The organism is Halorubrum aquaticum, from assembly GCF_900113615.1.
Taxonomy (GTDB): domain Archaea; phylum Halobacteriota; class Halobacteria; order Halobacteriales; family Haloferacaceae; genus Halorubrum; species Halorubrum aquaticum.
The window spans coordinates 1-23,625 of sequence record NZ_FOPZ01000001.1; the positions used below are offsets into that span (position 1 = coordinate 1).

Below are 23,625 nucleotides of genomic sequence, written 5' to 3' on the forward strand. Positions count from 1 at the left end.
ATGTACGCGCCGAGGCAACGAGGCGTTGAGTCCACGAGCACTAACAGACCGAAGCCACAATCATATGGTCACTAGATATTCCACACTCGCATGAGTTCAGGCGGTAGCTGGATCGCACGTATACACGGTAGTCATTACCGAGACAGGCGTCTCTCCGTCATGGAGAGTTCCGGTTCGAGTCCGGGAGTCGGCATGAAGGCGGCCAGAGCGGTGGGGGCACACCCGTACCCATTCCGAACACGGAAGTTAAGCCCACCCGCGTACCGGGAAGTACTGGAGTGAGCGATCCTCTGGGAACCGCGGCACGCCGCCTCACCATTCATCGGGATCATTCCCGTCCAAGCCCACGGACACCGTGTCCGTGGGCTTTTTTTCAGTTATATTGTGAGCCGAACGGCCGTCGATCGGTCGGGTCCTGGACGCTCGCTCGTGACGGATCCACTCCGTTCATCCGGATCCCGCTCGATGACCGCGAGACCGTCGTCGGACACGGCTGGCGTTACGTCCGGGTTTGAGCGCCCGGATCCGGACTGAGACGCCGTTTATCGGATGTACGTCGCCCTTGAAGGTCTCAATATTGATTGTTTCACCAATAAGTTTATGGTATTTCTGTTTGAAGACAAGACGTTAATGACCGTCCCGACGACACGTGAGAGCGACGTTACGATCCGGGTCGCGTCTACCGGATCGCCGTCCGTTCGGGACGGGTTAACGGATCGATCGGTCGTCTCGGTCCTGCTGGAGACGGACCTCGAGGCGTGGAGACGTAGCTGGCGCGAACGCGCCGGGGAAACTCCACGACGGGAGTCCGTCGTCGTCGCGAGTGACGTCTCCCGTAGTGCGGCCGAAACGGCGACTACACAGGTCCTCCCGGAACGGCGTCTCGCGTACACGGTCCTCGGATCGGGCGTCGGGGTCGACCTGATTCTGGAGACGGTTTCCGGGAGTCTCGCGGAGTTCGAGGGTTCCGAGCCGCGAGTGATACTCGACGACCTCGCGCCGTTCGCGGCCGAACGCGGGGCAGTCGAGGCGGTCGAGGCGGTCGAGGAGCTCGCGACGGCGGCCGCCGAAGTCGACGCGCCGGTCACGATCGGCTGGTCGCTCACGGCCGAGTCGGCGTCCGTGCTGCCGTCGGTTCTCCAACGGGCCGACGGCATCGAGGGAGTCGATCCGGAGTCGATGGCGGCGATCGACAGGCTCCAGAACGAGGACCCGACCACGTTCGGATACACGCGACGGTATTGGACCGAGGCCCAGCGCGGTATCGAGTCCTGTTCCCGGAATTACCCGCAATCGAAGCAGGTCCATGCCGTCCTCTCCGACCCGGAGACGACGCCGAGAACGCTCGGAGCCACGCTGTCCGGGCTCGTTTCGCTGGGGGTGCTCGACACGTGGGCGGAAACGGTCGGATCGACGCGATACGACCTCACGGCGTACGATCCGTCCCGAATGGCGACCGTCGGCGTCGCGTTCGCGGCGGTCTCCGACGACGAGTCGGCCCGGCTCCCCGAGGAGTGACGTGCGCCCGGCGGTTATCGCCCGTTTCGGTCGCGTCCTCCCGGAACCGTCAGGTCGTGATCGACGACCGAGCCGTCGGGATCGAGCGTGACCGTTCCCAGCGTCACCGTGTCGCCGGTGTCGTACTCGTTCGCGATCGTCTCGAGGACCGACCGTCTGTCGAGGCGCTCCCAGACGACCTCCGCGACGAGCGACTGGAACGCCTCCGGGTCGGTCCATCCCGAATCGACGTCCGTCGGGACGCGGACGAGAAACCGTAGTTCCTCCTCGGTGACGCGCACGCCGACTCCGAAGGTGTCCGAACACATGTCGATCCGTTCGGTCCCGCGGTTCAAACCTCCGTCGACCTCCCGAAAACGGTAACCGGGTTCGCCGGAAAGCGGTCGTGTGACCTCGAGCAGAACCGCTCCGCGCGTGTCTCCGGAGGTGGGACTCGTTACCGCAGTTCTCGCCGTCAGTACGGGGGCCATCCTCGTCAGGTGGAGCGACGCGCCGAGTTCGGTCGCCGCGTTCTATCGAGTGCTCTTCACCACGCTCCCGCTGCTTCCGGTCGCCGCGTGGCGGTATCGCGATCAGTTCGGTCGCATCGACCGGCGCGACCTCGGATTCGCGACGCTGTCGGGGGTCGCGCTGGCGCTACACTTCGCCTCGTGGTTCGAGAGCCTTGAGTGGACGAGCGTCGCGGCGAGCGTCACGCTCGTTCAGGCACAGCCGGTGTTCGTCGCGCTCGGCGCGTGGCTTTTGCTCCGTGAGCGGGTGACTCGACGGATCGCCGTCGGGATCGGGGTCGCCGTGGGCGGGATCGTGGCGATGTCGCTCGGTGACTTCCTCGGGGGGGTCCTCGTCGGACCGGCCCCGCTTTACGGCAACGGGTTGGCGCTCTTCGGGGCGGTGACGGCGGCCGGCTACGTCCTCGCCGGCCGGTCGCTGCGTCAGCGACTCGCGCTGGTCCCGTACGTGGTCGTCGTCTACGGCGTCTGTACGGTGTCGCTGCTCGCGCTCGTGCTCGCACAGGGACATCCGCTCTCCGGGTACCCGCCCCGCGAGTGGGCGGTCTTCCTCGGTCTGGCGGTCGGTCCGGGACTGTTCGGACACACCGTGATCAACTGGGTGCTCGGGTACCTCGAATCGAGCGTCGTCTCGGTGTCGCTGCTCGGCGAGCCCGTCGGGGCGACGGTCCTCGCGTTGGTGCTCCTCGGCGAGGCTCCGACCCGCTTCACGGTCGTCGGCGGCGTGATCGTCCTCTCGGGGATCTACTTTACGACCACGGGAACGGATCGGTGAGCCGATCAGGCCCTGCCGAACCGCTCCTTCGTCCGCCGGTGTCGGTCCCGGAACATGCCCTCGAAGCCGACCTTCGCGAACGGTCCCGCGGCGTCGCCGACCGCGCCGAACGGGAGCCGGTACTCGACGGCGTCGACGAGAACCGTCTCGTCCCCGTCGGCGTAGAAGGCGTGGGTGTGTTCCCAGGTCCGGAACGGCCCGTCGACCATGTCGTCGACGAAGTACGCGCTTCCTTCGACGGGGGCGTCTCCGTCGGGTTCGCGCTCGACGATCCGGGAGATCCACCGCTGGCGGGGTACGACGCCGAACGGCCGGATCGACATCCGGATCCGTGAGCCCGCGGTCAGCACCTCGGGATCACGCTCGCCGTCCGGCCCCTCGACGGCTTCGATCCGCATGTCCATCCACTCGGGCGTCAACTCGAGCAACCCGTCGACCGTCGAGTGGAACGCCCACACGTCCCCGATGGGGGCGGCTATCCGGGTTCTCCGGCGGTACGTCGGCATACCCGCTTTACGGTGTCGACGGGGGAAAGCCCCTTCGCCGCTTCGCCCGGGCGTCGTTCCCGATCCCGCGGCCTCCGCTTCCTCCGTCGTCGGTACCGAAACCCGGATACGCTCGCGTCGCCTCCACGGATCCGATGGAACGAGGAGCGATCGACGTCGCCGACCTCTCGGGTCCCTTCGACCTCCAGGCGACCGTCGAGAGCGGACAGAGCTACCTGTGGAACCGCGCCGACGGTCGGACCTACGAGGAGCTTCACGCCCACGGCGGCGACGAGTGGTACGAGACCGTCGTCTCCCCGATCCCGGGCGTCACCGACGAACGCGTTCCCCTGCGGGTCCGGCAGGTCGGCGGCGTTCGTGACGGGACGATCGAGTGGGAGGCGTCGACGGACGCGGTTCCGCTTCTCACCCACCTGCTCCGGCTCGACGACGACCTCGACGCGATCCGCGATTCGATGCCGAACCTTTCCCTGTTGGATCGTGCCTACGACCGGTACGAGGGGATGCGTCTGGTTCGGGACCCGACGTTTCCCTGCCTCGTCTCGTTCATCTGCTCCGCCCAGATGCGCGTCGCCCGGATCCATGGGATGCAACGGAGGCTTCGGGAGACGTACGGGGACGCCGTCGAGCTCGACGGGGAGACGTATCACGCGTTCCCGACGCCGGAAGGGCTCGCGGCTCGGAGCGAGTCCGACCTCCGTGACCTCTCGCTCGGGTACCGAGCGCCCTACGTCCGACGGACTGCGGAGATGGTCGCGTCCGGAGAGGCGGACCCGAGGGAAGCGCTCGGTCTCCCGTACGAGGAGGCGCGGGAGTCGCTGACGCGGTTCATCGGCGTCGGCGACAAGGTGGCCGACTGCGTCGCGCTGTTCTCGTTGGGGTTCCTCGAGGCGGTGCCGCTCGACACGTGGATCCACACGACGATCGAGGAGTACTACCCCGACTGCGACCGCGGATCGTACGCGGAGACGTCCCGTGCCATTCGCGAGCGGTTCGGCGGGGAGCACGCCGGATACGCCCAGACCTACGTGTTCCATCACCTCCGCGCCGGCGGGGAGTGACCTCGGCCGAAGCTTCATACTCGTTCGCACGGTACGTCTTCACGTGATGGACTGTCGAGTCGTCGTGGAGGCCGCCGTTCCCGTTTACGACGTGGAGACCGTCGACGAGGCGGTCCGGATCGCGGTCTCGAAGACGGGAGAGATGTTGAATCCCGACCTCAACTACGTGGAGATCGACATGGGAAGTCGTACCTCCCCGACGGGAGAGGAGCTCCCGCCGGCGTTCATCGCGGCCGACGAGGCGCTCGTCGCGCTCGAACTCCGGATGGACGTGTTCAACGTCGACCGCGCCGAACACGCCAGGCGGGTCGCGAGAAAGGAGATCGGCCAACGCCTCCGGAACATCCCGCTCAAGGTACTCTCGGTCGAGGAGATCGACGAGGAGGGCGAGACGGATGCGTCGTCGTCGACCGACGAGAGGGAGTGACGTCTCCGATTCGCAGGCGTGGTCGTCACTCGGGACGTAACGAACGACGGTAGGCTACTCGACGAATCTCAGTCCGCGGTGGGGGCCAGCGGCTCCGATTCCGTCTCCTCCATCGGCTCCGTGATCCCCTCGGTCAGTTTAAAAACGGCCGCCTTGTGGTCCGTCTTCGATTTGTGAATCGATGTCGGTTTCACGCCGAGCTCCTCGTACGCGTCGAGGTCGAGGTCGTCGTTCCAGAATTCGCACTGTTTTCGTACCTCGGCCAGAAGGCCGTGAAGGTGGATGAGCTCCTGTTTCTTCATGAGTAACGGTCCTTTGCTACCGGAGGCTTATATTACTATCCTGAGTCTAGTTACCATACCTCCCGTCTATATAGCCCTCGGAAGCCCCGTCACTGGAACTGTCGAACCGCCTCGAGGTCCCGCTCGGTCCGCATGAACTCCGTGAGCCGTCGAGTCGCGTGACAATTGGAACAGCTGAAGTTCGTGCGCAGCTCCGGCAGTTCGGCCGGATTCTCCTGCCACTCCTTGGTACACTCCGGACACACCAGCCTGACGAACGCTTCGACCATACGGCCACGTACAGCCCGTCGGATTAAAAACGTACGTGACGAGGTCACGTTCCGCACGGTCGTCCCGGAGTCGCGATCCACCCTCGTCGCCGGGGTCCCTCCCCGTCCCTCTCGCCGTCGTCGAGACGAGTTCTTCGTCGAGCCGCTATGCGGTCATGTGGTCGCTGGCCTCGAGCAGCTCCTTGTACCGGTTTCGGATCGTCACTTCCGAGATGTCGGCGACCTCGCTCACCTGGCTCTGGGTCACCTTTCGGTTCGACAGGAGGGCGGCGGCGTAGACGGCCGAGGCCGCGAGGCCGACCGGCGACTTGCCGCTCGTGATCCCCGCGTCCTTCGCGCTCTTCAGGAGCTCCCGCGCGAGCCGTTCGACCTCCTCGGGGAGGTCGAGTCGCGAGACGAACCGGGGCACGTAGCTCTCGGGGTCCGCCGGCTGTACCTCCAAGCCGAGTTCGCGCACGACGTAGCGGTACGTCCGCGTGAGTTCCATCTTGTCGACGCGCGAGACCGCGGTGAACTCGTCGAGACTCCGCGGGTTGCCGACCTGCCGGGCGGCCGCGTACAGCGCGGCGGTCGCGACGCCCTCGATGGAGCGGCCGGGAAGCAGGTTCTCGCTCAGCGCGCGGCGGTAGATGACGGAGGCGGTCTCGCGGACGTTGTCCGGGAGCCCTAACGCCGAGGCCATCCGGTCGATCTCGCCGAGGGCCTGTTTCAGGTTGCGCTCCTTCGAGTTCCGGGTACGGAAGCGCTCGTTCCAGGTGCGGAGCCGCTGCATCTGTCGCCGCTGTCGGCTGGAAAGCGACTTCCCGTAGCCGTCGCGGTCCTGCCAGCCGATGTTGGTCGACAGGCCCTTGTCGTGCATCATGTTCGTCGTGGGCGCGCCCACGCGGGACTTGCTGTCCCGCTCCGCGGAATCGAACGCGCGCCACTCCGGTCCACGGTCGACCGAGTCCTCCTCGACGACGAGCCCGCAGTCTTCACACACCGTCTCGCCGTGTTCGGTGTCCGTCACGAGACGGCCCGTACACTCCGGACAGCTCGTCACCCGTTCGTTTTCGACGGACTCGCTCTCGGAGTGCTGCTCATCCGTCCGCTCTGAAGCGGCGGATCGATCGACCGTCTCGTCTCGCTCGTAACTTCGAATGCGTGTCTCTGTCATGGGTGTTCTCCGATCGAACTCCCGACGAAAATGCGAGGGCCGGGTGTGCCCGATTCGTTAACTAACAGTAAGCGTCTTCTATATTTAAACTTGTCGTTATTGGAGTGCGCTGTGTACTCTGAGAACTTCGCTACCGCCCGTTATCGACCGTTATAGTTTCCTTTCGTCGATCGTCGTGTGGCCGTGACACTCGGTAACTCGACCCTGATAGTATATAAATCATTCAGGTAGCGAGGCGGATCCGGTCCGGCGTCTCCACCTCCCGATCCGACCCTCTCCATCCCTCGATCCGAGCCTTCTCCAGTTTCCGGTTCAGTCCCACGTGATCCACACGAGAAACACCAGACCGACCGTCTGAAGGAGGTGAAGTGCCATCATGGCGCGCCACGCGACCGACGGGACCGCCTCCGAGGCGAACCACGCCGACAACATCGGGTCGACGAGGTAGATGTAGAGGGCGAGCGCGTTCTCCCCGAGCAGGAACCCACCGAACATCACGAGTCCGAGGGTGTGTTTCGACCGGAACTGGAGGTAGTTCCGTCCCCACACCCAGACGAGCGCGAGGAGCAGGGCTACGTTCAACCCTGCGGAGACCCGTGCCACGTCGAACCAGAGACCCATCGTATGCCTGCTACCGGGTGCGGGTGTATAATGACTTTCCCAAATGCGTCCCGGTTTCCCCGTCCGGTCACCCCTCGACTACCGGCTCCGACTCACCGGGAACGCGACCCGCTCGGGGTGATCGTTGAACCGGTCGAGGATCCGCTCGTACAGCTCGTTTTTCACTCGCTGACCGCGGCGCGGGTGTGTGAGGTACCGGAGGCGAAGCTCGACCCACGACTCTCCCTGTGTCACGTTGACGCTCGGCCCGTCGTGGACCTCCAACTCGACGGGCGTCTCCGAGAGCGCGTCCCGATAGGCGGCGATCCCCGCAGCCATCTCCTCGCCGAGCAGCTCCGCGGCCTCCTCACGCATGAGCCCGCGTGCGAACTCCAGGTCGGTCTCGTAGGCGACCTGGATCGCGACCTCGTTCCACACGTACGGCGAGCCGCCGCCCCCGAAGTTGACCACGTTCGAGGAGAGCACGACGCTGTTCGGGACGGTCACGACCCGGCCCGACGGCTGGTTCGTGCTGACGAGTTCGCCGTTGATCTCCCAGAGGGTCGTCACGAGGAACTCCACCTCGATCACGTCGCCCTTGGCGTCGCCGATCCGGACCCGGTCGCCGACGCCGTACGGCTGCTTGACCGTGATGTACACCCACGCGATGAGCGAGAGCAGCGGCTGTTGGAGCGCGAACGTGATCGCGAACCCGATGACGCCAAGAGAGAACAACAATCCGAGCCAGTTGTCTGTCAACACCGCGAGCGTTCCGACGGTTCCGACGAACCCGAACGCGAGCCGCAGGAGGTTCCGCGTGTTGTACGCCCGGCGTTTGTTCGACGAGCGCATCAACACGTCCGCGAGCAGCCGATAGGAGCCGAAGAGCAGCGCGAACAGCGCAAGCACGAACGCCGCCCGCTCGACGACGAGGTTCGCGGGGTAGTCGCCGACCGCGGGCCACCCGGCGAGGGGCTCGGCGGTGCCGACGAACAGACCGATCGCGGCGGCGACGGTCCCGAGGAGCACGGAGCCGAGCGGGATCGATCGTCTCACGACGGGTTGTCGGCGGGCGGCGGCAAAACCGTTGCGACCGACCTCCTCGCCCCTGACCTCGACCGGCCTCTCCGTCTCCGAGTTCGACCGACCGCCGTCAGTCGTCGTCGCGGGCGATCACTCGTTTCCGCCGGCGACCAGCGCGACCGCGCCCGCGAGGACCTCGGTCGCGGCCGCACAGTCCGCCCAGTCGGTCCACTCGCGGGGGTTGTGGGAGACCCCGTCACGGGAGGGCGCGAACAGCAGCGAGGCGTCGGTGACCCGTGCGACCCGCATCGCGTCGTGTGCGGCCCCCGAGTGGAGGTCGATGGCCGACCGGCCCGCCGCCTCCGCGGAGTCGTGAGCGATCTCCCGGAGTCGGTCGCTCATCGGCTCCGGCAGGACGGTGGACGGGCGCGCGAACTCGGTGTCGACCCCGCGCTCGCGTTCCAGGCGATCGAGCGACTCGCGGGCCGCCTCCGCGATCGTCTCCATCGACTCGGCCTTCACGTCGCGGACGTCGACGCCGGCCTCGACGCGGCCGGGCACCACGTTCGTCGCGTTCGGCGAGACCGACAGCGCCCCGACGGTGCCGACGGCGGTCTCGGAGGACTCCGCGACCACGTCGTTGGCGGCGGCCTCGACGTCGAGCACGAACTCGCTCGCGGCCGCGAGCGCGTCCGTCCGGTCGTCCATCGCGGTCGCGCCCGCGTGGTTCGCCTCCCCGAGGATCGTCGCCTCGCAGTGGCCGATCCCCGTGATCGTCGTGACGATCCCGGCGTCGACGCCCGCCTCCTCGAGCGTGGTGTCCTGTTCGACGTGGAGCTCGTAGAAGGCGTCCCAGCCCGCCGGGTCGAGCGTCTCCGTTCCCTCGCCGCGGTAGCCGATCGACTCGAGCGCATCGCCGAGGGCCTCGCCGTCGTCGTTCTCGTAGGCGAGCGCCTCCTCGAGGTCGGTCTCGCCGGTCGCGACGCTCGAACCCAGCAGCCCGTTCCCGTAGGTCGCGCCCTCCTCCTCGGTGAAGCTGACGACGACGACCGGGCGGTCGGGCTCGACGCCGGCGTCGCGCATCGCGCGCACGGACTCGAGCGCGGCGTACACGCCGAGCGGGCCGTCGAAGATCCCGCCCTCGGGCACGCTGTCGAGGTGGCTGCCGCAGGCGACGGGCGCGGCGTCGGGGTCCGCGGAGTCCGGGACCCACTCGCCGGCGACGTTGCCGATCGCGTCCACGGTCACCTCCATGCCGGCGTCCTCGAGCCGCTCGACGAAGCGATCGCGGGCCTTCCGGTTCGCCTCGCTGCCGGTGCGGTTCGTTCGACCGTGTGCCTCGGGGTCCTCGAGGTCGAGCTGTCCGAACGCCGCGTTCGCCTCGATGTCCGCTCTGAGCCGGTCCGCGTCGACTGGGAGTTCCATACGCTTACCGTTCCCCGCCGGAATAAAAACGGTTCGTCGCTGGCCCGTGCTCGAGTCGGGGAGTCGTCGTCGGTCTGGCGGGTCGCGGTCTCGCCTTCGAGGGAAAAGCACTTGTCGTCGGGAGTCGACCGCGGTCGTATGGTACCAGTCGTCCCGCTGCAGGGTGGGATCGTCGCGATCGTCTCCCTGCTCTTCGCCCTCCTGATGTTCGCGGCGCACATCGCGATGATCGTCTGGACGTACAGCGACGCACAAAAGCGGAGCGGGCATCCCGCGTTCCTGTGGGCCATCGTGGTCTTCTTCGCGCCGCTGCTCGGCATCGTGCTCTACCTGATCCTCGGTCGAGACGGCGGATACTGAGGGTCGCGGGTACCGGGATCCGCCCCCATCCCCCCGTCTCGGTACCCTCCCGCACCATCCTCTCACACCTCACCCTCCCACACCTCACCCTCCCCAGCCTCGCACCCGCCGGGCCGCCGGCTCCGCTCGGCGGCCCGGCCGGCGCTCCCTCGCGCGCGACTCGCTGGCGCTCGTTTCGCGCGCGCCGACGACGAAGGGACCCAGCCTCGCGAAACAAAGGACCCGGCCTCGTGATCACCGCACGTGGAACTCGCCGAGTTCGCGGAGCCGCCCGGCGAGGTCGTCGCTCAGCGCGTCGCGCTCGACGCGCCACTCCCAGTTGCCGTCGACGGTTCCGGGCTCGTTGAAGCGCGCGTCGCTGCCGAGCCCGAGCAGGTCCTGGACGGTCGTCATCGCGAGGATCGCCTCCGAACTCCACACCTCCTCGACGATCGCCCACTCGATCGGCCGGTCGCCGCCGTAGCCGAGGTTGTAGTGGAGCGCGTCGCGCTGCGCGGGCGCGAGGTCCTCGTAGTAGCCGACCCAGGTGTCGGTGTCGTGCGTGGAGGTGTAGCCGACGACGGACTCGGGATAGTGCATCGGCTGGTACGGGTTGCCCCCTTCGGTCCAGTTCGCGTACTGCGGCACCCGCATCCCGGGGAAGCCGAACTCGGCCATCAGGTCGTCCATCCGCGCGTCCTCGAACCCGAGGTCCTCCGCGATGAAGGGAGCCTCGCCGAACTCGCGCTCGACCGCCTCGAAGAGCGCCCGCCCCGGCCCGTCGTTCCACTCGCCCGCGGCCGGGTCGTCGGCGTCGGCGGGGATGGCCCAGTACCGAACGAACCCGAGGAAGTGGTCGAGCCGGGCGACGTCCGCCAGATCGAACAGCCGGCGGAACCGGTCCATCCACCAGCCGTAGTCGTTCTCGGCGAGCCGCTCCCAGTCGTACACCGGGTTCCCCCAGCGCTGCCCGTCGTCGCCGGCGTTCGGCGGCACACCCGCGACCGCGGCCGGACGGTTCCCCTCGTCGAGCCGGAAGGCCTCGGGGTTCGCCCACACGTCCGCGGAGTCGAGCGCCACGTAGATCGGCACGTCGCCGACGATCTCGACGCCCGCCTCGGCGGCGCGGTCGCGGAGCGCCGCCCACTGCCGGTCGAACGTCCACTGGAGGAACTCGTGGTACCGGATCTCCTCGGCGTGTTCCTCCCGCGCCGCCGCGAGCGCGTCCGGGTCCCGCGTGCGGAGCGGTTCGGGCCACTCGACCCAGGTGTCCTCCGGTCTGGCGGCCGAGAGCGCCCGGAACAGCGCGTACTCCTCGACCCACGGCTCGCGCTCGCGGAAGGCGTCGAACGTCCCCCCCGCTCCCGTCTCCTCCGCCGCCTCGAACCGATCGAACGCGGTTCGCAATAGCGGGAGCTTGTACTCCCGGACCGCCTCGTAATCGACCCGATCGGTCGGGAACTCGGGAACCGGCTCCAGGTCGTCCGCCTCGAGCCAACCGTCGTCGACGAGTCCTCGGAGGTCGATCAGGAGCGGGTTGCCGGCGAACGCGGAGGGCGACTGGTACGGCGACTCCCCGGCGGCCCCGATGGTCGGTCCGAGCGGGCACACCTGCCAGTAGTCGACGCCGGCCTCCCCGAGAAACGAGAGGAAGGCCGCCGCGCCGTCGCCGAGGTCGCCGATCCCGTGTGGCCCCGGCAGCGACGTGACGTGACAGAACACTCCGTCGGAGCGGTCGAATCGCATGGCTACGCCTGCGACGGCCACCGACTCAAGCGTTGCGTCCGCGGTCGGGGGGCTGCCGGCTCCAAGCGGTCACGGCTCCGTCGACACGATCGCCACGTCGTCGACGCGGATCCGTTCTTCCCCCTCGGCGTCGGACACGACGCAGGGGTCCCCCGTGACGACGTTCAACCGCCCGTGGTCGGCGTCGACCGCGACGAGCGCCTCGCCCGGCGCGAAGTTGAGGACGACCACGAGCGCCTCGGACCCGTGCTCGCGGCGGAACGCCACCACGTCGTCGGGATGGACCTCGTCGCCGTCGGCGGCGATCGGCCGCTCCCCGGAACCGCCGCCGGCGACGCGGTAGTCCACCCGCTCGAGGTCGCCCGCGGGCCCGAGCGCCGAGTGGGCGTCGTGGGCGGCCGACAGCCGCGCGTAGCGCTCGCGGACCTCCTCGCGGGCGTGGTCCCAGGCTATCGGGTCGCGTCGGCCGCGCTGGCCGATCTCCTGGCCCGCGTACACCATCGGCACGCCCGGCAGGGTGAACGTCGCCGCGGCGGCGGCCGCCGCCGCGGCGTCGCCGCATTCCACGCGATACCGGGTCTCGTCGTGGTTCTCGACGTACTGGAGGAACCCGGCGTGGTCGGGGAAGCCGACCGCGGCGCGCTTCTCGACCGCGTCGATCACGGACTCCGCCGGCGCGGCCCCGCGGCCGATCTGCCGGAGTTGGAAGTACAGCGTCGCGTCGAAGTGGACGTCGAACATCCCCTCGTGGAACCGGGGGACGTACGGGATCGTCTCGTCCAGCAACAGGAAGTCCGGGTCGGCCGCCTTCGCTCGGTCCCTGATCTCCCGCCAGAACGAGTCGGGGACCGCCCACGCCATGTCACAGCGGAAGCCGTCGACGAGCGGGGCCCACTCGTCGACCACGTCGAGGAGGTACCGTCGGACCGTCAGGTTCGCGTGGTTCAGGTTCGCGATCAGCTCCCAGTCGAAGTAGGTGCCGGGTTCGCCGGAGTCCTGCCACTCGTAGCGGTCGCGGTACGGCGAGTCGGGGTTCCGGTAGGCGTCGCGGAACCACTCGTGGTCGCGGGCGGTGTGGTTCAACACCAGGTCGAAGAGCACCCGCATCCCGTTGTCGTGGGCGGTCTCGACCAGACGCTCGTAGTCGTCGCGGTCGCCGAGGTCGTCGGCGATCGCGAAGAAGTCCGTGATGTTGTAGCCGTGCGGCTTCCCGTCGTTCTCGAGCACGGGCGTGAGCCACAGCGTGTCCACGCCCGACTCGGCGAGTTCGGGGAGCCGCCCCTCGATCGCGGCGAGCGTCTCGCCCTCCTCCGCGTCGGCGAAGGTCCGGACGTACACCTCGTAGACGGTCGCGTCCGCGGTCCACGCCGGCGGCTGGTTCGGCCGCGTCGTCTCGAAGGCCTCGCCCGCCGTGGGGTCGCCGAACGAGTCGGGTCCCCCGGCGTCGACCCGATCGATCGAGACGGCGTCGGCGACGCTGACCCGGGCGTCCTCCCCGGGATCGCGGGCGACGGCGACGGCGTGGACGCGGAGCCGGTCCGGAACGGACCCGGTCGGCAGCCGGATGGTCGCCCCCGTCGGGTTCTCGGTCACGGTCAACGCGTCTCGCGGGTTCGTCCGTCCGTCCGCGACCGCCGCGGCGACGTCGCGGTCGTCGATCACGAACCGCACGGCGAGGTCGTCGGCCGCGAGCGACGAGTCGGGGTTCGGCGTCGCGACCGCGCGCACGACCGCCTCCGTCCCCTCGATCTCGGCGTCGAGCCGGATCCGTGGGGGGCCGCCCTCACCCGCGAGCCGGCCGGCCCCGTAGTCGATCCCCGCGCGGTCGACGTCGCGATCGCGGATCGCCTCGCCGCTGCCGCCGGCGACGTCCACCCCCTCGTAGGCCGCCGGAAACGCCAGCACGGTCAGGAGGTGGTCCCCGTCGGGGGCCGCGAGTCCGATCCGGTACTGTCCCGGCACGTCGGGCGTGAACTCGGTCACGGGCTCGGAACCGACCGTCGAGTCGCTCGTCGGCGGGGCGTCCGCGATCCGCCACTCGTAGCTCCCGGTCGGCTCCGGGTCCCGCGGCGCGAGCTGTACCGTCTCGCCGGTGGAGACGAACCGTGGGGGTCCGGGATGGTGCATGCCGGCCCATCGCCGCCGGGGGTCTTCGGTGTTGCTCTCGACGCCAAACTGGCGCGCGCTCTCGGGGGTCGAACCGGTCGCCGCGATCGGCCGAGCAGCTTCGCCCGGTCCGTCAAGGCTTTTGCTCCCGCGACCGGCAGGACTTGCATGCGACTGCGAACCGCGATCACGGAACACAAACGTCGCCGCGGGGAACGCTACTCGACGGAGCGGCCGACCACCGTCGGGGCGTTCACCGGCGACGGCGGTCGGCTGGTCCACGTCGGGCCGGACGGCGACGCTCACGACTGTTCGTACGCGCTCTCCGGCGTGGGCGGCACCGACCGGGTCCGGATCGGGATCGCCGGCAGCGGCGGGGTTCGGTGGCTCGCGGACCTCGAGACCACCCGTCAGCACTACGACGGGGACACCCCGCTCGTCGAGACCGAATACGACGCCGGTCGGTACACGGTCCACCAGTTCGACCTCGTCGTTGGGGACGCCCACCTCACGCACGTCGTCCTCCGCGGGTCGCCGCCGGCGAACGCCGACCTCGTCGCCAGCTGCGCGTTCGCGCCCGACATGGTCGAAGGACGCGTCGGCAACCTCGTCCACGAGGGGTCCGGTCCCGAGGGCGGGGACGTGATCGAGGTGTTCCACCGCCGGGAGCACGACTTCCTCACCGCCTCCACCGGCCTCTCGGCGGCACACGGACAACGGCAGGAGACGATCCCCCAACTGCTCGGCGAGGACGACGGGCGGACGCCCCATCGCGGCGAGATCGACGAACGCGAGGACACGAGCCTCACGCCCGACGTCGTCGTGCGGGCCCCCTTCGAGCGCGACGGGCGGACCGAGCGCGTCACCCTCGTCAGCCGACCCGTCCTCGACGAGAACGGGCCGGGATCGGGCGAATCCGGCGACGGAACGCGGCTCGCGGAGGAGGCCGACCGCGCCGACCGGCTCGAGGCGGTCTCGCGGATCGCGACCGCCCACGCGGACACCGACAGCGTCCGCGAGGCGGCCGAGGCGCGCGCTCCGGGAGTCCCCGACTCGGTGCCGCGGGCGTCGACGGTGGCGAGCGACCTCCGCGCGCTCGACCTCCTCGAGTCGGCGTCCGGCGGCCGGATCGCCGGTCCGGAGTTCGACCACTTCTACGCGACCTCCGGCGGGTACGGCTACACCTGGTTCCGCGACGAGGCGGAGGCCTCGAGCGCCCTGCTCGCCGCGAGCGAGGAGCTCGATCTGGACGCGCGGGAGGACCTCCTCGCGTCGGCCGCGTTCCTCTGTCGCACCCAGGACGCCGACGGGAGCTGGCCCCACCGCGTCTGGGCCGACTCCGGCAAGGTCGCGCCGGGGTGGGCGAACGCCCGGATCGAGTCGGGCGACGGGGCGAGCCCCAACGACCAGCTCGACCAGCCGGCGTCGGTCGTCGCGTTCCTCGCCGAGCTTCGACGGACGACGGACGTGCCCGAGCCCCTCCGCTCCCGGATCGACGAGGCGATCGGCGACGCGGTCGCGTTCCTCCGGGAGACGACCCGTGAGGACGGGCTCCCCCGCCGCTGTCAGAACTGCTGGGAGAACGCGATCGGACGGTTCACGCACACGGGCGCGGCGTACCTCGGTGCCTTCGCGTCCGTCGCGCGCGCGCCGCTCGACGCGGACCTACGGGCCGCCGCCGCGAGCGCCGCCGACGACGCGGCCGCCGGCCTCCAGAGCCGCTGGATCCCCGAACTCGAGCGGTTCCCGCAGCGCGCCAGCGACGGCGACGGCGACGAGCGCGCGGACGCCAGCACGTTCGCGCTCGCGGACGCGCTCGCCGAGTACGTCGCGCTCGCCGAGGAACGCCCGAACGTCGCCGGCGGCGACGCGACCGAGGCGGATCCGTCGCTCGACCCGATCCCCGACGCGGTCGACCTCGACGCGTTCGTCTCGCAGGTGTCGACGCACGTCCGGACGTCGATCGACTCGCTGGGCCGGGAGACCGAACACGTCGAGGGGCTGGTCCGGTTCGTCGGCGACGACTGGCGGACGGCCGAACAGGGCGGCGCGAAGGTGTGGTCGATCGCGACGCTGTGGGGCGCGGTCGCCGCCGGGACCGTCGGCGGGATCCTCGAGTCACGGGGCGACGAGCCGGAGCCGCTCTTCTCCGCGGCCCGGCGGCTGTACTCGCTTTGTGAGTCCGACGGCCCCTTCGCGAACGGCTCCGGGCTGCTCGCTGAGCAGGTCTTCGACGACGGCGACCTCGACAGCGCGACTCCGATCGCGTGGGCGCACGCGCTCCGACTGGACGCGACCGCGACGCTCGCGCGACACGGGACGCTTCCGGTGCCGCACGACCGGCCGAGCGGGCCGGAGGCCCCGCGGTGGACGACCGGACGGAAGTTCGGCGTCGGCACGCCCGCGGACCACGCCGAGGACGACCCGGTCCCGGTCTGGTTCACGCTGACCGAGGGGGCGTTGACGGAGGCGCGGTTCCCCCGGATCGACGTGATGAACCTCCGGACGTTCGACTTCCTGATCGCCGACCCGGAGACGGGCCACACGGTCCGGACCTTCGACGAGACGGGCCACGTGACGACGACGGAGACGATCACGCGGTCCACGGAGCCGAGCGCCGAGGACGCGCTCGCGTACAGACAGACGATCCGCGAGTCGGGCGACGGACACGGACACAGCTGGACGCTCTCGGTCGAATACGCGGTCGACACCGCGGGCGACGCGATCCTCGCGGACGTCGAGTTCGAGGGCGCCCGCGCCTACGACGTGTACGCGCTCGCGGACACCACGCTCGCGAACGTCGGGACCGACGACCGCGGGAGCCGCGTCGGCGACGGCCCGTTCCACCTGCTCGCCCACAGCGACCGCGGGAACCGCCCGCCGGGCAAGCTGGTCGACGACGACGGCGATCCCTTCGACGTCGCGGCCGCGCTCACGGCCGGCGGCGGGTTCGACTGGGCCAGCGCCCTCGCGGCCGGCGACGACGCGCTGGAGTCGCTGTTCGGGAGCGGCGACCGCGGGGAGGCAAGCGAGACGGCGAGCGGGAACGTCGTGCTCGCCGGGCTCCTCGGCAGCGGAACGACCGTCTCCGACACGGTCGCGCTCGGGTTCGCGGAGCAGGGGGACACCGCGGCGGCGCTCGGCGAGGCGGAGGGCGCGCTCTCGCGCGGCTTCGAGGCGGTCGAGTCGGCGTACGTCGACACGTGGCGCGACTGGCTCGACGGTCGGGAGTACCCGGACGCCGTGAGTTCCGACCCCGACCTCGAGGCACAGTACCTGTTCGCGCTGATGACGCTCGCCGCCGTCGAGGACAAGCGTCACGACGGGGCGGGGATCGCCAGCCCCTCGGTCCCGTGGGGCGAGACGGAGTTCGCCGAGGAGGACCGCGGGTACGGCTACAACTTCGTCTGGTCGCGCGACCTCTATCAGGTGTTCACCGCGCTGATCGAGGTCGGCGAGGTGGAGCGCGGCGCGGACGCGCTCGCGTACCTCTACAACACCCAACAGGACGACTCCGGCTTCCTCCCGCAGAACACCTACATCGACGGCCGGACTCGCTGGGGCGGCGAGCAGATGGACAACATCGCGTTCCCCTCGGTGATGGCGTGGCAGCTGTACGAACACGGGGTGACGCTCTCGGACGCCGAGTACGACTACGACCAGGTGCGCCGGTCGGTCGGCTACGTGGCGACGAACGGCCCCCAGACCGCCCAGGAGCGCTGGGAGGAGGAGGCGGGCTACTCGCCCTCGAGCATCGCCGCCGAGATCGCGGGGCTGACGTGTGCGGCCGCGCTCGCGCTCGCGGAGGCCGACCGGCTCGAGGCCGACGGCGGCGACGCGTCCGGTGCGGTCGACGCGCCGGACTCGGAAGACGACGCGCCGGACCCGGAAGACGACGCGCCGGACCCGGAAGACGACGCGCCGGACCCGGAGTCCCTCCGCGCCGACGCGCTCGCGTGGCTCGCGCTCGCCGACGACTGGGCCGACCGCGTCGAGGAGTGGTGTGCGACCGACGCCGGCACGGACCGCCACGACGAGACGCCCTACTACATCCGGATAACCGCCGACGGCGACCCGAACGCCGGCCGACCGCGGACGATCGCCAACGACGGACCGACCTACGACGAGCGCGAGATCGTCGACGGCGGCTTCCTCGAGCTCGTCCGGCTCGGCGTGAAGCCCGCCGACGACCCGGTCGTCCGCAACTCGGTCGCCGTCGTCGACGACTCCATCCGGGTCGACACCCCGCACGGCCCCGCCTGGTACCGCTACATCGGCGACGCCTACGGCGAGCTCGGCTACGGCGACCCCGGCGGCCCGTGGGCGGGCACCGGCGACGGGAAGGGACGCCTCTGGCCCATCTTCACCGGCGAGCGCGGCGAGTACGAGCTCCGAGCCCGTGCCGACGGCTCGGACGCCTTCGGCGGCACCGACGAGGACGCGTTGGAGCCGGCCTCGCTGCTCGAGACGATGGCCGGGTTCGGCAACGAGGGCCGGATGCTCCCCGAGCAGGTGTGGGACCGCGAGCACCCGACCGACTACGGCTGGGAGTTCGGCGAGGGGACCGGGGGGGCGACGCCGCTGGCCTGGTCGATGGCGGGGTTCATCCGGCTGGCACACGGCGTCGACGCCGGCGAGCCCGTCGAGACGCCGACGGTCGTCCGCGACCGCTTCGTCGAGCGCGACCTGCCCGCGGGCCCGGAGCTGACGGCGACCGCCGAATTCGAGGACGACGGAGTCGTCGTCTCCGGCGAGACGACCGGCGAGCGGGTCGCAGTCTTCACCGCCGACGGCTCGGCGATCGCGACGCCGACCGACGGCGAGTTCGAGGTCCGCCTCGCGGACGACGACGCCCGGACCGTCGTGGTCGCCGCCGCCAGCGACGGCGACTTCGAGGCCGCGGGCACGGCCGTCGAGCGGATACGGTTGTAGGCGGCTAGCCGAGCGCGACCACGTCGACCTCGTGGGTCCGTTCGCCCACCGTGTCGCCGTCGGCGATGGCGATCTCCACCGTCCCACCGACCGCCTCGCGGACGGCCTCCCGCCACTCGGCGACCGCCTCGGCGTGTCGCTCGCGGCGGGTCTCCACGTCGGCGTCGGGGAACTCTGCCGCGGTCTCGTCGACCTCTGGATACGGGGGAACCGTCTCGAGGAACGCGGCCGCATCGACGTGGATCGCTCCGTCGGATCCGTCCATCGAGGCGTCGTCGACCCGGTGGATCCGCGCGCGCATCCGACCGGAGTACGGCGGCGTCACCCGCAGGACGACCCGCTTTTCGGTCCGCAGCGTCGCCTCGAGGGCGTTCGCCACGTCCTCGCGATGGACCGCGATCGACCGGATCCGGGTCGGGTCGGTTCCCTCTCCGGAACGGTCGGGATCAGTCATCCGCCGATCGGTCGTCCTCCGGCGTCCAGCGCGCGTCCGAGAGGGTCCGCTGGACGGCCTCCTCGCCGACCGCGGCCGCGAGGTGTTCGAACCCGCCGCGGACCGACCGGTCGGTCGCGTTCGCGACGAGCCGCGAGACGATGAACTCCGGGGTCGACTTCCCGACCGTGCCGAACCGCGGCTGGTAGTCCACGCGCAACTCGAGGTCGTTCGTGAGTCCCTCCGCGAAGATCCCGTCGATCCGGGCCGTCTCGGGCAGCGGGCTGAGGTCCTCCGCCAGGTGGGTGACGTAGACGCCGAGCGCGCCGCGGTCGACGGTGAGGTCGACGAGGCCGTTGAGGAGGTCCGCGGCCCGCCCCGGCTCCGTGATCGCCTCGAACTCGTCGACGAGCATCAGGGTCCGCCCCTCCTCGACGAGCGGCGGGACGACGGAGCGCAGCGTCGACTCCAACACCCCGGCGTTGAACGAGGCGTGCCGGCGGTGGAAGACGATCCGGTCGAACGACCCGACCTCCGCCTCCTCGGCCGGCACCGGGAGCCCCATCGACGCCAGCAGCGTCACCGCACACAGCGTCTCCAGAAGCGTCGTCTTCCCGCCGGAGTTCGCCCCGGTGAGGACGCTCACCCGGTCGCCCGTCGGCGGCGACTCGGCGTTCGAGACGCCCGCGTCGCCGGCGAGCGAGTGGGTCCCGACCGCGTACGACACCGGCTGGACGGGGTCGTCGACGAAGGGGCTCCGGGCGTTCCGGACCGCGAGGCCGTCCTCGACGAGTCGCGGACGGACGAGGTCGTACTCTGCGGCGAACCGGCCGAGCGAGAGGTCGACCGCGACGTCGGAGACGACCTCCACGGCCCGGTCGACGTCGCCGCCGGCGTCGCCGATACGGTCGCGGAGGTCGGCCGCGACGGTCGCCTCCCGGTCGTCGACCGCGGCCGAAAGCTCGTCGACGAGCCCCCGGAGGGTGGCCGAGACGAAGTCGGCCGCGTCGAGCGCGTCGTCGGGGGCCGCCGCCCGGACCGTCGCCGGGTCGACGCCCGTCTCCGTCGCGACGTGGTCGACGGTCGCGGCCTCCAGCGCCTCGAAGTCGCGAAGGGAGCCGTCCCGAACCGTCTCGAGCACGTCGAACGCCGAGTCCGCGAGTTCCTCGGCCGCCGCGAGCCGCTCGCGGAGCCGGTCGAGCTCGTCGTCCGCGCCGGGTGCCACCTCGACGTCGTCGTCGCCGAGGGAGCCGCGCACGTTCCCGAGCGCGTCCGCGGCCTCCCGGAGCGCGTCGTCGTCGAGGCCGGAGAGCGCATCGAAGGTTCCGCCGGTCAGCCCGACCTCCCGGAGCGCGATCGCGGTCTCGACGGCCGCCCGGTCGGTGCCGCCGGCCTCGTCGTAGGCGGTGAACGCGCCGACCACGCGCTCGCGGGCGTCGTCGTCGAGACTGCGCCAGGCGTCGCGGGCGGCCACGACCTCCTCGAGCCGAGCCTCGATCGCGTCCCGGTCGAGCGAGGGCGTGAGGACGCGGATCCGGTCGGCGGCGTGTTCGGTGAGCGCGTACCCCGCCGCGAGCGTCAGGAGGTCGTCGTACACCTCGCGCGTGTCGCCGGTCGCGAGGACGCCCATCCCGGCCTCCCCGTTCGCCCGGCGGAGGATCCGCGTCGCGCGCCCGCGGTGGAGCCCGGCGTCGACGAGCGCCCGAACGTCGGCCGACTCGATCGCCTCGACGGCCCGCTCGACCCCGAGCTCGGCGGTCAGCAGCTCGCTCGTCTTCGGGCCGATCCCCCAGTAGTCCTCGAGTCGCATGGGTGGACGTCTCGGCGGGGCCGCTTGGTGTTTTCGTCCGTCCGGTTCGATCGCGACGACGCCGTCCGAGTCGCGCTCCGTTCCATTCCGGTCGACGAGCCGTGACGCCCGGGATTTTCACGTCTGATACTCCGACGCTCGCTTTTATCCGTGGAAAATCCCTTCGTATCCACTATCGATGGGATTCGAACCGCTATCTCGACTCCGAGCCAGTTACGGCGTGAAGCTCGCGTCGTCGCTGGTCGGGGTGATGGGTGTCTCGGTCGCGTACGGGGTCGTCGTTTACGCTCGTACGGGGGATCTCGGTCCCGCGGGGGAGGAGGTCAGGTCCGGGCTGGTCGGCATGACGTTACTCGCCGTGATAGGGATCGCGCTGATCGGGGTGACCGTGGGGTCGAACACGGTCGTCTCGCTGCGACAGCTCACCCGGAAGGCCGAGCGGATGGCCGACGGCGACCTCGACGTCGCTCTCGACACGGGACGGAGCGACGAGATCGGTCGCCTCTTTTCGGCCTTCGACGAGATGCGCGGATCGCTCAAACGCGAGATCCGCGAGGCCGAGGAGGCGCGGGCGGACGCGGAGGCCGCTCGGCGCGAGGCCGACGAGCGGGCGGCGACGATCGAGCGCAAGGCGACCGCCTACGAGGAGGCGATGCGGGCGCTCGCCGACGGCGACCTCACCCGCCGGGTCGACCCCGACTGCGAGAGCGACCCGATCCGACGCGTCGGCACCGCGTTCAACGAGATGGCGGCGGAACTCGAGGGGACGGTCGCGTCGGTCGCGTCGGTCGCGGAGGACACCGCGACCGTCGCCGGGACCGTCGACGACCGGACCGAGAACCTGCGGTCGACGACCGGGACCGTCTCCGGCGCCGTCTCCGAGATCGCCGACGGGGCACGAACCCAGCGCGACGACCTCCGGGCGACGACCGACGAGGCCGAGTCGCTCGCCTCCTCGGCGGAGGAGGTGGCGGCGACGGTCACGGAAGTGGCCGAGACGGCCGAACACGCCGCGGCGGTCGGCGAGGAGGGACAGGAGGCGGCGGAGGCCGCCCTCGCGGAGATGGACGCGGTCGAGGAGGTCACCTCGGAGACGACGGAGGACATCGAGGCGCTGGCCGAGGAGATCGAGGAGATCGGCGAGGTCGTCGACACGATCGCCGAGATCGCGGAACAGACCAACATGCTCGCGCTCAACGCCTCGATCGAGGCGGCGCGTTCGGACGCCGACGGCGCGGGCTTCGCGGTCGTCGCCGAGGAGGTCAAGAGCCTCGCCGAGCGGACCCAGGAGTCCGCCGCCGAGATCGAAGACCGGATCCACGCGGTTCAGGCGCGCGCGGAGGCGGGCGTCGACTCGATAGCGGAGACCGAAGACCGGATCGAGACCGGCGTCGAGACGGTCGAGACCTCGATCGACGCGCTCGAGCGCCTCGCGGAGGCCTCGGAGCGGACCGACGACAGTATGACCGAGATCACCCGCGCGACGGAGTCGCAGGCGGACACGGTCGACACCGTCGTCGGCCACGTCGAGGACGTCGCCGCCATCAGCGCACAGACCGCGAGCGCGGCCGGCGACGTCACCGGCGCGGTCGACGAACAGGAACGGACCCTCGCCGCCGTCGAGAACGCCGCCGAGGCGCTCTCGAGCCGCGCAGGGCGGCTCCGAAGCACCGTCGGGAGCTTCGAGTACGACGTCGACGAGGCGGAGGAGATCGAGGGGGCGGAACTCGACCTCGACGGGGATCACGACGCGTCGACGGCGACGCCGCCCCCCGACGATCCGGCCTCGCGAGGAACGACGGCCCCCGAGGGAGTGGCGACCTCCGACGGCGGTCGGGACCTTGACCCCGGCGATGGCTCGGACCCTCGCGACGATGGATCCGCCTTCGACTTCGCCGACGACGGTCCGGAGGGGGTGAACTGAGATGTTCGCGAACGTGACCGTCTGGGCGTGGATCGGCGCCATCGGGATGCTCGCCGGGACGGCTCCCTCGCTGTGGCTGTGGTACCGGCGGCCCTCGGAGGCGAGGTACTACGCGACGCTCGCCGGGGTCACGGGGATCGCCGCGGTCGCGTACACCGCGATGGGACTCGGCGTCGGCAACGTCGCCACGCCCGGCGGGACGCTACCGGCCGCGCGGTACGCGGACTGGCTGCTCACGACGCCGCTTCTGATCGCGTATCTCGCGCTGCTCGTCAGGACCGACCGGCGAACCATCGCGACGCTGATCGCCGTCGACGTGGTCGTCATCGCGGGCGGCGTCGTCGCCGTCGCGACCACCGGAACCGTCTCGTGGGCGGCGTTCGCCGTCGCCTCGGTCGCGTACCTCGGGCTCGTGTACGGGCTGCTCGTGAAGCTTCCGCGATCGGCCGCGGCGCGGGCGGACCGGGTGCGCGCCGTCTTCTACACGCTCCGGAACATCACCGTCGTCCTCTGGACGCTGTACCCCGTCGTCTGGCTGCTCGCGCCGACCGGGTTCGGCCTGCTCACGCCCGCGACGGAGATGCTGGTGTTCGTCTATCTCGATTTCGTCTCGAAGGTCGGGTTCGCGATCGTCGCCGTCGCGGGGGCGGACGCGGTCGCGTACGTCGAGGGCGACGCGGCCCGCGAGATCGACGCCGAGACCGAGCGGTCTCGGACGGGCGGGGAAACGGCGGACTGAGCGGTCGGCCTCGACGACCGTTCAC

The 23,625-nt window shown here is 70.3% G+C and carries 20 protein-coding genes and 1 rRNA gene; 9 read left to right on the forward strand and 12 right to left on the reverse strand.

What is annotated here, in order from left to right; translation table 11 throughout:
• The first annotated feature begins 194 nt into the window (after window positions 1–194).
• Together rrf and F3H10_RS00010 are read left to right on the forward strand one after the other, a co-directional pair.
• Window positions 195–316: ribosomal RNA gene (rrf, locus tag F3H10_RS00005) — 5S ribosomal RNA — on the forward strand.
• Between the two features lie 314 nt (window positions 317–630).
• Window positions 631–1,518 (forward strand): hypothetical protein, encoded by an 888-nt coding sequence (locus tag F3H10_RS00010; RefSeq protein ID WP_149782814.1) that lies wholly within the window; start codon window positions 631–633, stop codon window positions 1,516–1,518.
• Between the two features lie 14 nt (window positions 1,519–1,532).
• On the opposite strand, the gene F3H10_RS00015 is transcribed toward F3H10_RS00010, so the two are convergent.
• Complete coding sequence (locus F3H10_RS00015) at window positions 1,533–1,826, reverse strand: hypothetical protein (protein ID WP_149783170.1); 294 nt, start codon at window positions 1,824–1,826, stop codon at window positions 1,533–1,535.
• A 118-nt stretch (window positions 1,827–1,944) separates the two neighbouring features.
• Here F3H10_RS00015 and F3H10_RS00020 point away from each other — a divergent pair, with 118 nt between their 5' ends.
• Entirely contained in the window at window positions 1,945–2,802 is an 858-nt protein-coding gene (locus F3H10_RS00020) for a DMT family transporter (protein WP_223174148.1), read from the forward strand.
• 5 nt (window positions 2,803–2,807) lie between these two features.
• Here F3H10_RS00020 and F3H10_RS00025 read toward each other — a convergent pair whose 3' ends face one another.
• Window positions 2,808–3,308, reverse strand: coding sequence for an SRPBCC family protein (locus F3H10_RS00025; protein ID WP_149782816.1), 501 nt, complete (start codon window positions 3,306–3,308; stop codon window positions 2,808–2,810).
• A gap of 134 nt (window positions 3,309–3,442) precedes the next feature.
• Between F3H10_RS00025 and F3H10_RS00030 the strand changes: the two genes are divergently transcribed.
• Both F3H10_RS00030 and F3H10_RS00035 read left to right on the forward strand, forming a co-directional pair.
• Window positions 3,443–4,369, forward strand: coding sequence for a DNA-3-methyladenine glycosylase family protein (locus F3H10_RS00030; protein ID WP_149782817.1), 927 nt, complete (start codon window positions 3,443–3,445; stop codon window positions 4,367–4,369).
• A 46-nt stretch (window positions 4,370–4,415) separates the two neighbouring features.
• Window positions 4,416–4,796 carry a DUF555 domain-containing protein gene (locus F3H10_RS00035; RefSeq protein WP_149782818.1) on the forward strand — a complete coding sequence of 127 codons (381 nt, stop codon included), beginning with the start codon at window positions 4,416–4,418 and terminating at the stop codon, window positions 4,794–4,796.
• Between the two features lie 68 nt (window positions 4,797–4,864).
• Here F3H10_RS00035 and F3H10_RS00040 read toward each other — a convergent pair whose 3' ends face one another.
• The 6 genes from F3H10_RS00040 to F3H10_RS00065 form a co-directional block, all read right to left on the reverse strand.
• Entirely contained in the window at window positions 4,865–5,098 is a 234-nt protein-coding gene (locus F3H10_RS00040; RefSeq protein WP_094531428.1) for a UPF0058 family protein, read from the reverse strand.
• 89 nt (window positions 5,099–5,187) lie between these two features.
• The gene (locus F3H10_RS00045; RefSeq protein ID WP_149782819.1) at window positions 5,188–5,367 is read right to left on the reverse strand and encodes a DUF7836 family putative zinc-binding protein; all 180 of its coding nucleotides are present in this window, start codon (window positions 5,365–5,367) and stop codon (window positions 5,188–5,190) included.
• 145 nt (window positions 5,368–5,512) lie between these two features.
• The gene (locus F3H10_RS00050) at window positions 5,513–6,523 is read right to left on the reverse strand and encodes a transcription initiation factor IIB (protein WP_149782820.1); all 1,011 of its coding nucleotides are present in this window, start codon (window positions 6,521–6,523) and stop codon (window positions 5,513–5,515) included.
• A gap of 312 nt (window positions 6,524–6,835) precedes the next feature.
• Entirely contained in the window at window positions 6,836–7,144 is a 309-nt protein-coding gene (locus F3H10_RS00055) for a hypothetical protein (protein WP_149782821.1), read from the reverse strand.
• A 78-nt stretch (window positions 7,145–7,222) separates the two neighbouring features.
• On the reverse strand, window positions 7,223–8,179 hold the full coding sequence (locus F3H10_RS00060; RefSeq protein ID WP_149782822.1) for a mechanosensitive ion channel family protein: 957 nt from the start codon (window positions 8,177–8,179) through the stop codon (window positions 7,223–7,225).
• Window positions 8,180–8,296: 117 nt separating this feature from the next.
• Window positions 8,297–9,571: a Zn-dependent hydrolase gene (locus tag F3H10_RS00065; protein WP_149782823.1), complete on the reverse strand. Its 1,275-nt coding sequence runs from the start codon at window positions 9,569–9,571 to the stop codon at window positions 8,297–8,299.
• 138 nt (window positions 9,572–9,709) lie between these two features.
• On the opposite strand from F3H10_RS00065, the gene F3H10_RS00070 reads away from it, so the two are divergent.
• Window positions 9,710–9,931, forward strand: coding sequence for a PLDc N-terminal domain-containing protein (locus F3H10_RS00070; protein WP_149782824.1), 222 nt, complete (start codon window positions 9,710–9,712; stop codon window positions 9,929–9,931).
• A 234-nt stretch (window positions 9,932–10,165) separates the two neighbouring features.
• Here F3H10_RS00070 and malQ read toward each other — a convergent pair whose 3' ends face one another.
• The gene (malQ, locus tag F3H10_RS00075; RefSeq protein ID WP_149782825.1) at window positions 10,166–11,656 is read right to left on the reverse strand and encodes a 4-alpha-glucanotransferase; all 1,491 of its coding nucleotides are present in this window, start codon (window positions 11,654–11,656) and stop codon (window positions 10,166–10,168) included.
• Window positions 11,657–11,725: 69 nt separating this feature from the next.
• Window positions 11,726–13,783, reverse strand: a complete 2,058-nt coding sequence (malA, locus tag F3H10_RS00080; protein ID WP_149782826.1) for an alpha-amylase MalA — start codon at window positions 13,781–13,783, stop codon at window positions 11,726–11,728.
• A gap of 147 nt (window positions 13,784–13,930) precedes the next feature.
• Here malA and F3H10_RS00085 point away from each other — a divergent pair, with 147 nt between their 5' ends.
• Window positions 13,931–18,694: a glycoside hydrolase family 15 protein gene (locus F3H10_RS00085; RefSeq protein ID WP_149782827.1), complete on the forward strand. Its 4,764-nt coding sequence runs from the start codon at window positions 13,931–13,933 to the stop codon at window positions 18,692–18,694.
• A gap of 4 nt (window positions 18,695–18,698) precedes the next feature.
• Here the strand turns inward: F3H10_RS00085 and F3H10_RS00090 are convergent, their stop codons facing one another.
• Both F3H10_RS00090 and F3H10_RS00095 read right to left on the reverse strand, forming a co-directional pair.
• Window positions 18,699–19,148, reverse strand: coding sequence for a hypothetical protein (locus F3H10_RS00090; protein WP_149782828.1), 450 nt, complete (start codon window positions 19,146–19,148; stop codon window positions 18,699–18,701).
• On the reverse strand, window positions 19,141–20,937 hold the full coding sequence (locus F3H10_RS00095) for a MutS-related protein (RefSeq protein WP_149782829.1): 1,797 nt from the start codon (window positions 20,935–20,937) through the stop codon (window positions 19,141–19,143). Before F3H10_RS00095 ends, F3H10_RS00090 begins: the two co-directional genes overlap by 8 nt.
• 178 nt (window positions 20,938–21,115) lie before the next feature.
• On the opposite strand from F3H10_RS00095, the gene F3H10_RS00100 reads away from it, so the two are divergent.
• Both F3H10_RS00100 and F3H10_RS00105 read left to right on the forward strand, forming a co-directional pair.
• Complete coding sequence (locus tag F3H10_RS00100) at window positions 21,116–22,861, forward strand: methyl-accepting chemotaxis protein (protein WP_149782830.1); 1,746 nt, start codon at window positions 21,116–21,118, stop codon at window positions 22,859–22,861.
• A gap of 1 nt (window position 22,862) precedes the next feature.
• Window positions 22,863–23,600: a bacteriorhodopsin gene (locus tag F3H10_RS00105; protein ID WP_149782831.1), complete on the forward strand. Its 738-nt coding sequence runs from the start codon at window positions 22,863–22,865 to the stop codon at window positions 23,598–23,600.
• Window positions 23,601–23,625: the final 25 nt, after the last annotated feature.

What these genes read in the sequence shown, in the direction of transcription:
- F3H10_RS00010 (WP_149782814.1), top strand. Translation starts at nt 631, where the DNA reads ATGACCGTCCCGACGACACGTGAGAGCGACGTTACGATCCGGGTCGCG.
- F3H10_RS00015 (WP_149783170.1), bottom strand. Translation starts at nt 1,826, where the DNA reads ATGTGTTCGGACACCTTCGGAGTCGGCGTGCGCGTCACCGAGGAGGAA.
- F3H10_RS00025 (WP_149782816.1), bottom strand. Translation starts at nt 3,308, where the DNA reads ATGCCGACGTACCGCCGGAGAACCCGGATAGCCGCCCCCATCGGGGAC.
- F3H10_RS00030 (WP_149782817.1), top strand. Translation starts at nt 3,443, where the DNA reads ATGGAACGAGGAGCGATCGACGTCGCCGACCTCTCGGGTCCCTTCGAC.
- F3H10_RS00035 (WP_149782818.1), top strand. Translation starts at nt 4,416, where the DNA reads ATGGACTGTCGAGTCGTCGTGGAGGCCGCCGTTCCCGTTTACGACGTG.
- F3H10_RS00040 (WP_094531428.1), bottom strand. Translation starts at nt 5,098, where the DNA reads ATGAAGAAACAGGAGCTCATCCACCTTCACGGCCTTCTGGCCGAGGTA.
- F3H10_RS00045 (WP_149782819.1), bottom strand. Translation starts at nt 5,367, where the DNA reads ATGGTCGAAGCGTTCGTCAGGCTGGTGTGTCCGGAGTGTACCAAGGAG.
- F3H10_RS00050 (WP_149782820.1), bottom strand. Translation starts at nt 6,523, where the DNA reads ATGACAGAGACACGCATTCGAAGTTACGAGCGAGACGAGACGGTCGAT.
- F3H10_RS00055 (WP_149782821.1), bottom strand. Translation starts at nt 7,144, where the DNA reads ATGGGTCTCTGGTTCGACGTGGCACGGGTCTCCGCAGGGTTGAACGTA.
- F3H10_RS00065 (WP_149782823.1), bottom strand. Translation starts at nt 9,571, where the DNA reads ATGGAACTCCCAGTCGACGCGGACCGGCTCAGAGCGGACATCGAGGCG.
- F3H10_RS00070 (WP_149782824.1), top strand. Translation starts at nt 9,710, where the DNA reads ATGGTACCAGTCGTCCCGCTGCAGGGTGGGATCGTCGCGATCGTCTCC.
- malQ (WP_149782825.1), bottom strand. Translation starts at nt 11,656, where the DNA reads ATGCGATTCGACCGCTCCGACGGAGTGTTCTGTCACGTCACGTCGCTG.
- malA (WP_149782826.1), bottom strand. Translation starts at nt 13,783, where the DNA reads ATGCACCATCCCGGACCCCCACGGTTCGTCTCCACCGGCGAGACGGTA.
- F3H10_RS00085 (WP_149782827.1), top strand. Translation starts at nt 13,931, where the DNA reads ATGCGACTGCGAACCGCGATCACGGAACACAAACGTCGCCGCGGGGAA.
- F3H10_RS00090 (WP_149782828.1), bottom strand. Translation starts at nt 19,148, where the DNA reads ATGACTGATCCCGACCGTTCCGGAGAGGGAACCGACCCGACCCGGATC.
- F3H10_RS00095 (WP_149782829.1), bottom strand. Translation starts at nt 20,937, where the DNA reads ATGCGACTCGAGGACTACTGGGGGATCGGCCCGAAGACGAGCGAGCTG.
- F3H10_RS00100 (WP_149782830.1), top strand. Translation starts at nt 21,116, where the DNA reads ATGGGATTCGAACCGCTATCTCGACTCCGAGCCAGTTACGGCGTGAAG.
- F3H10_RS00105 (WP_149782831.1), top strand. Translation starts at nt 22,863, where the DNA reads ATGTTCGCGAACGTGACCGTCTGGGCGTGGATCGGCGCCATCGGGATG.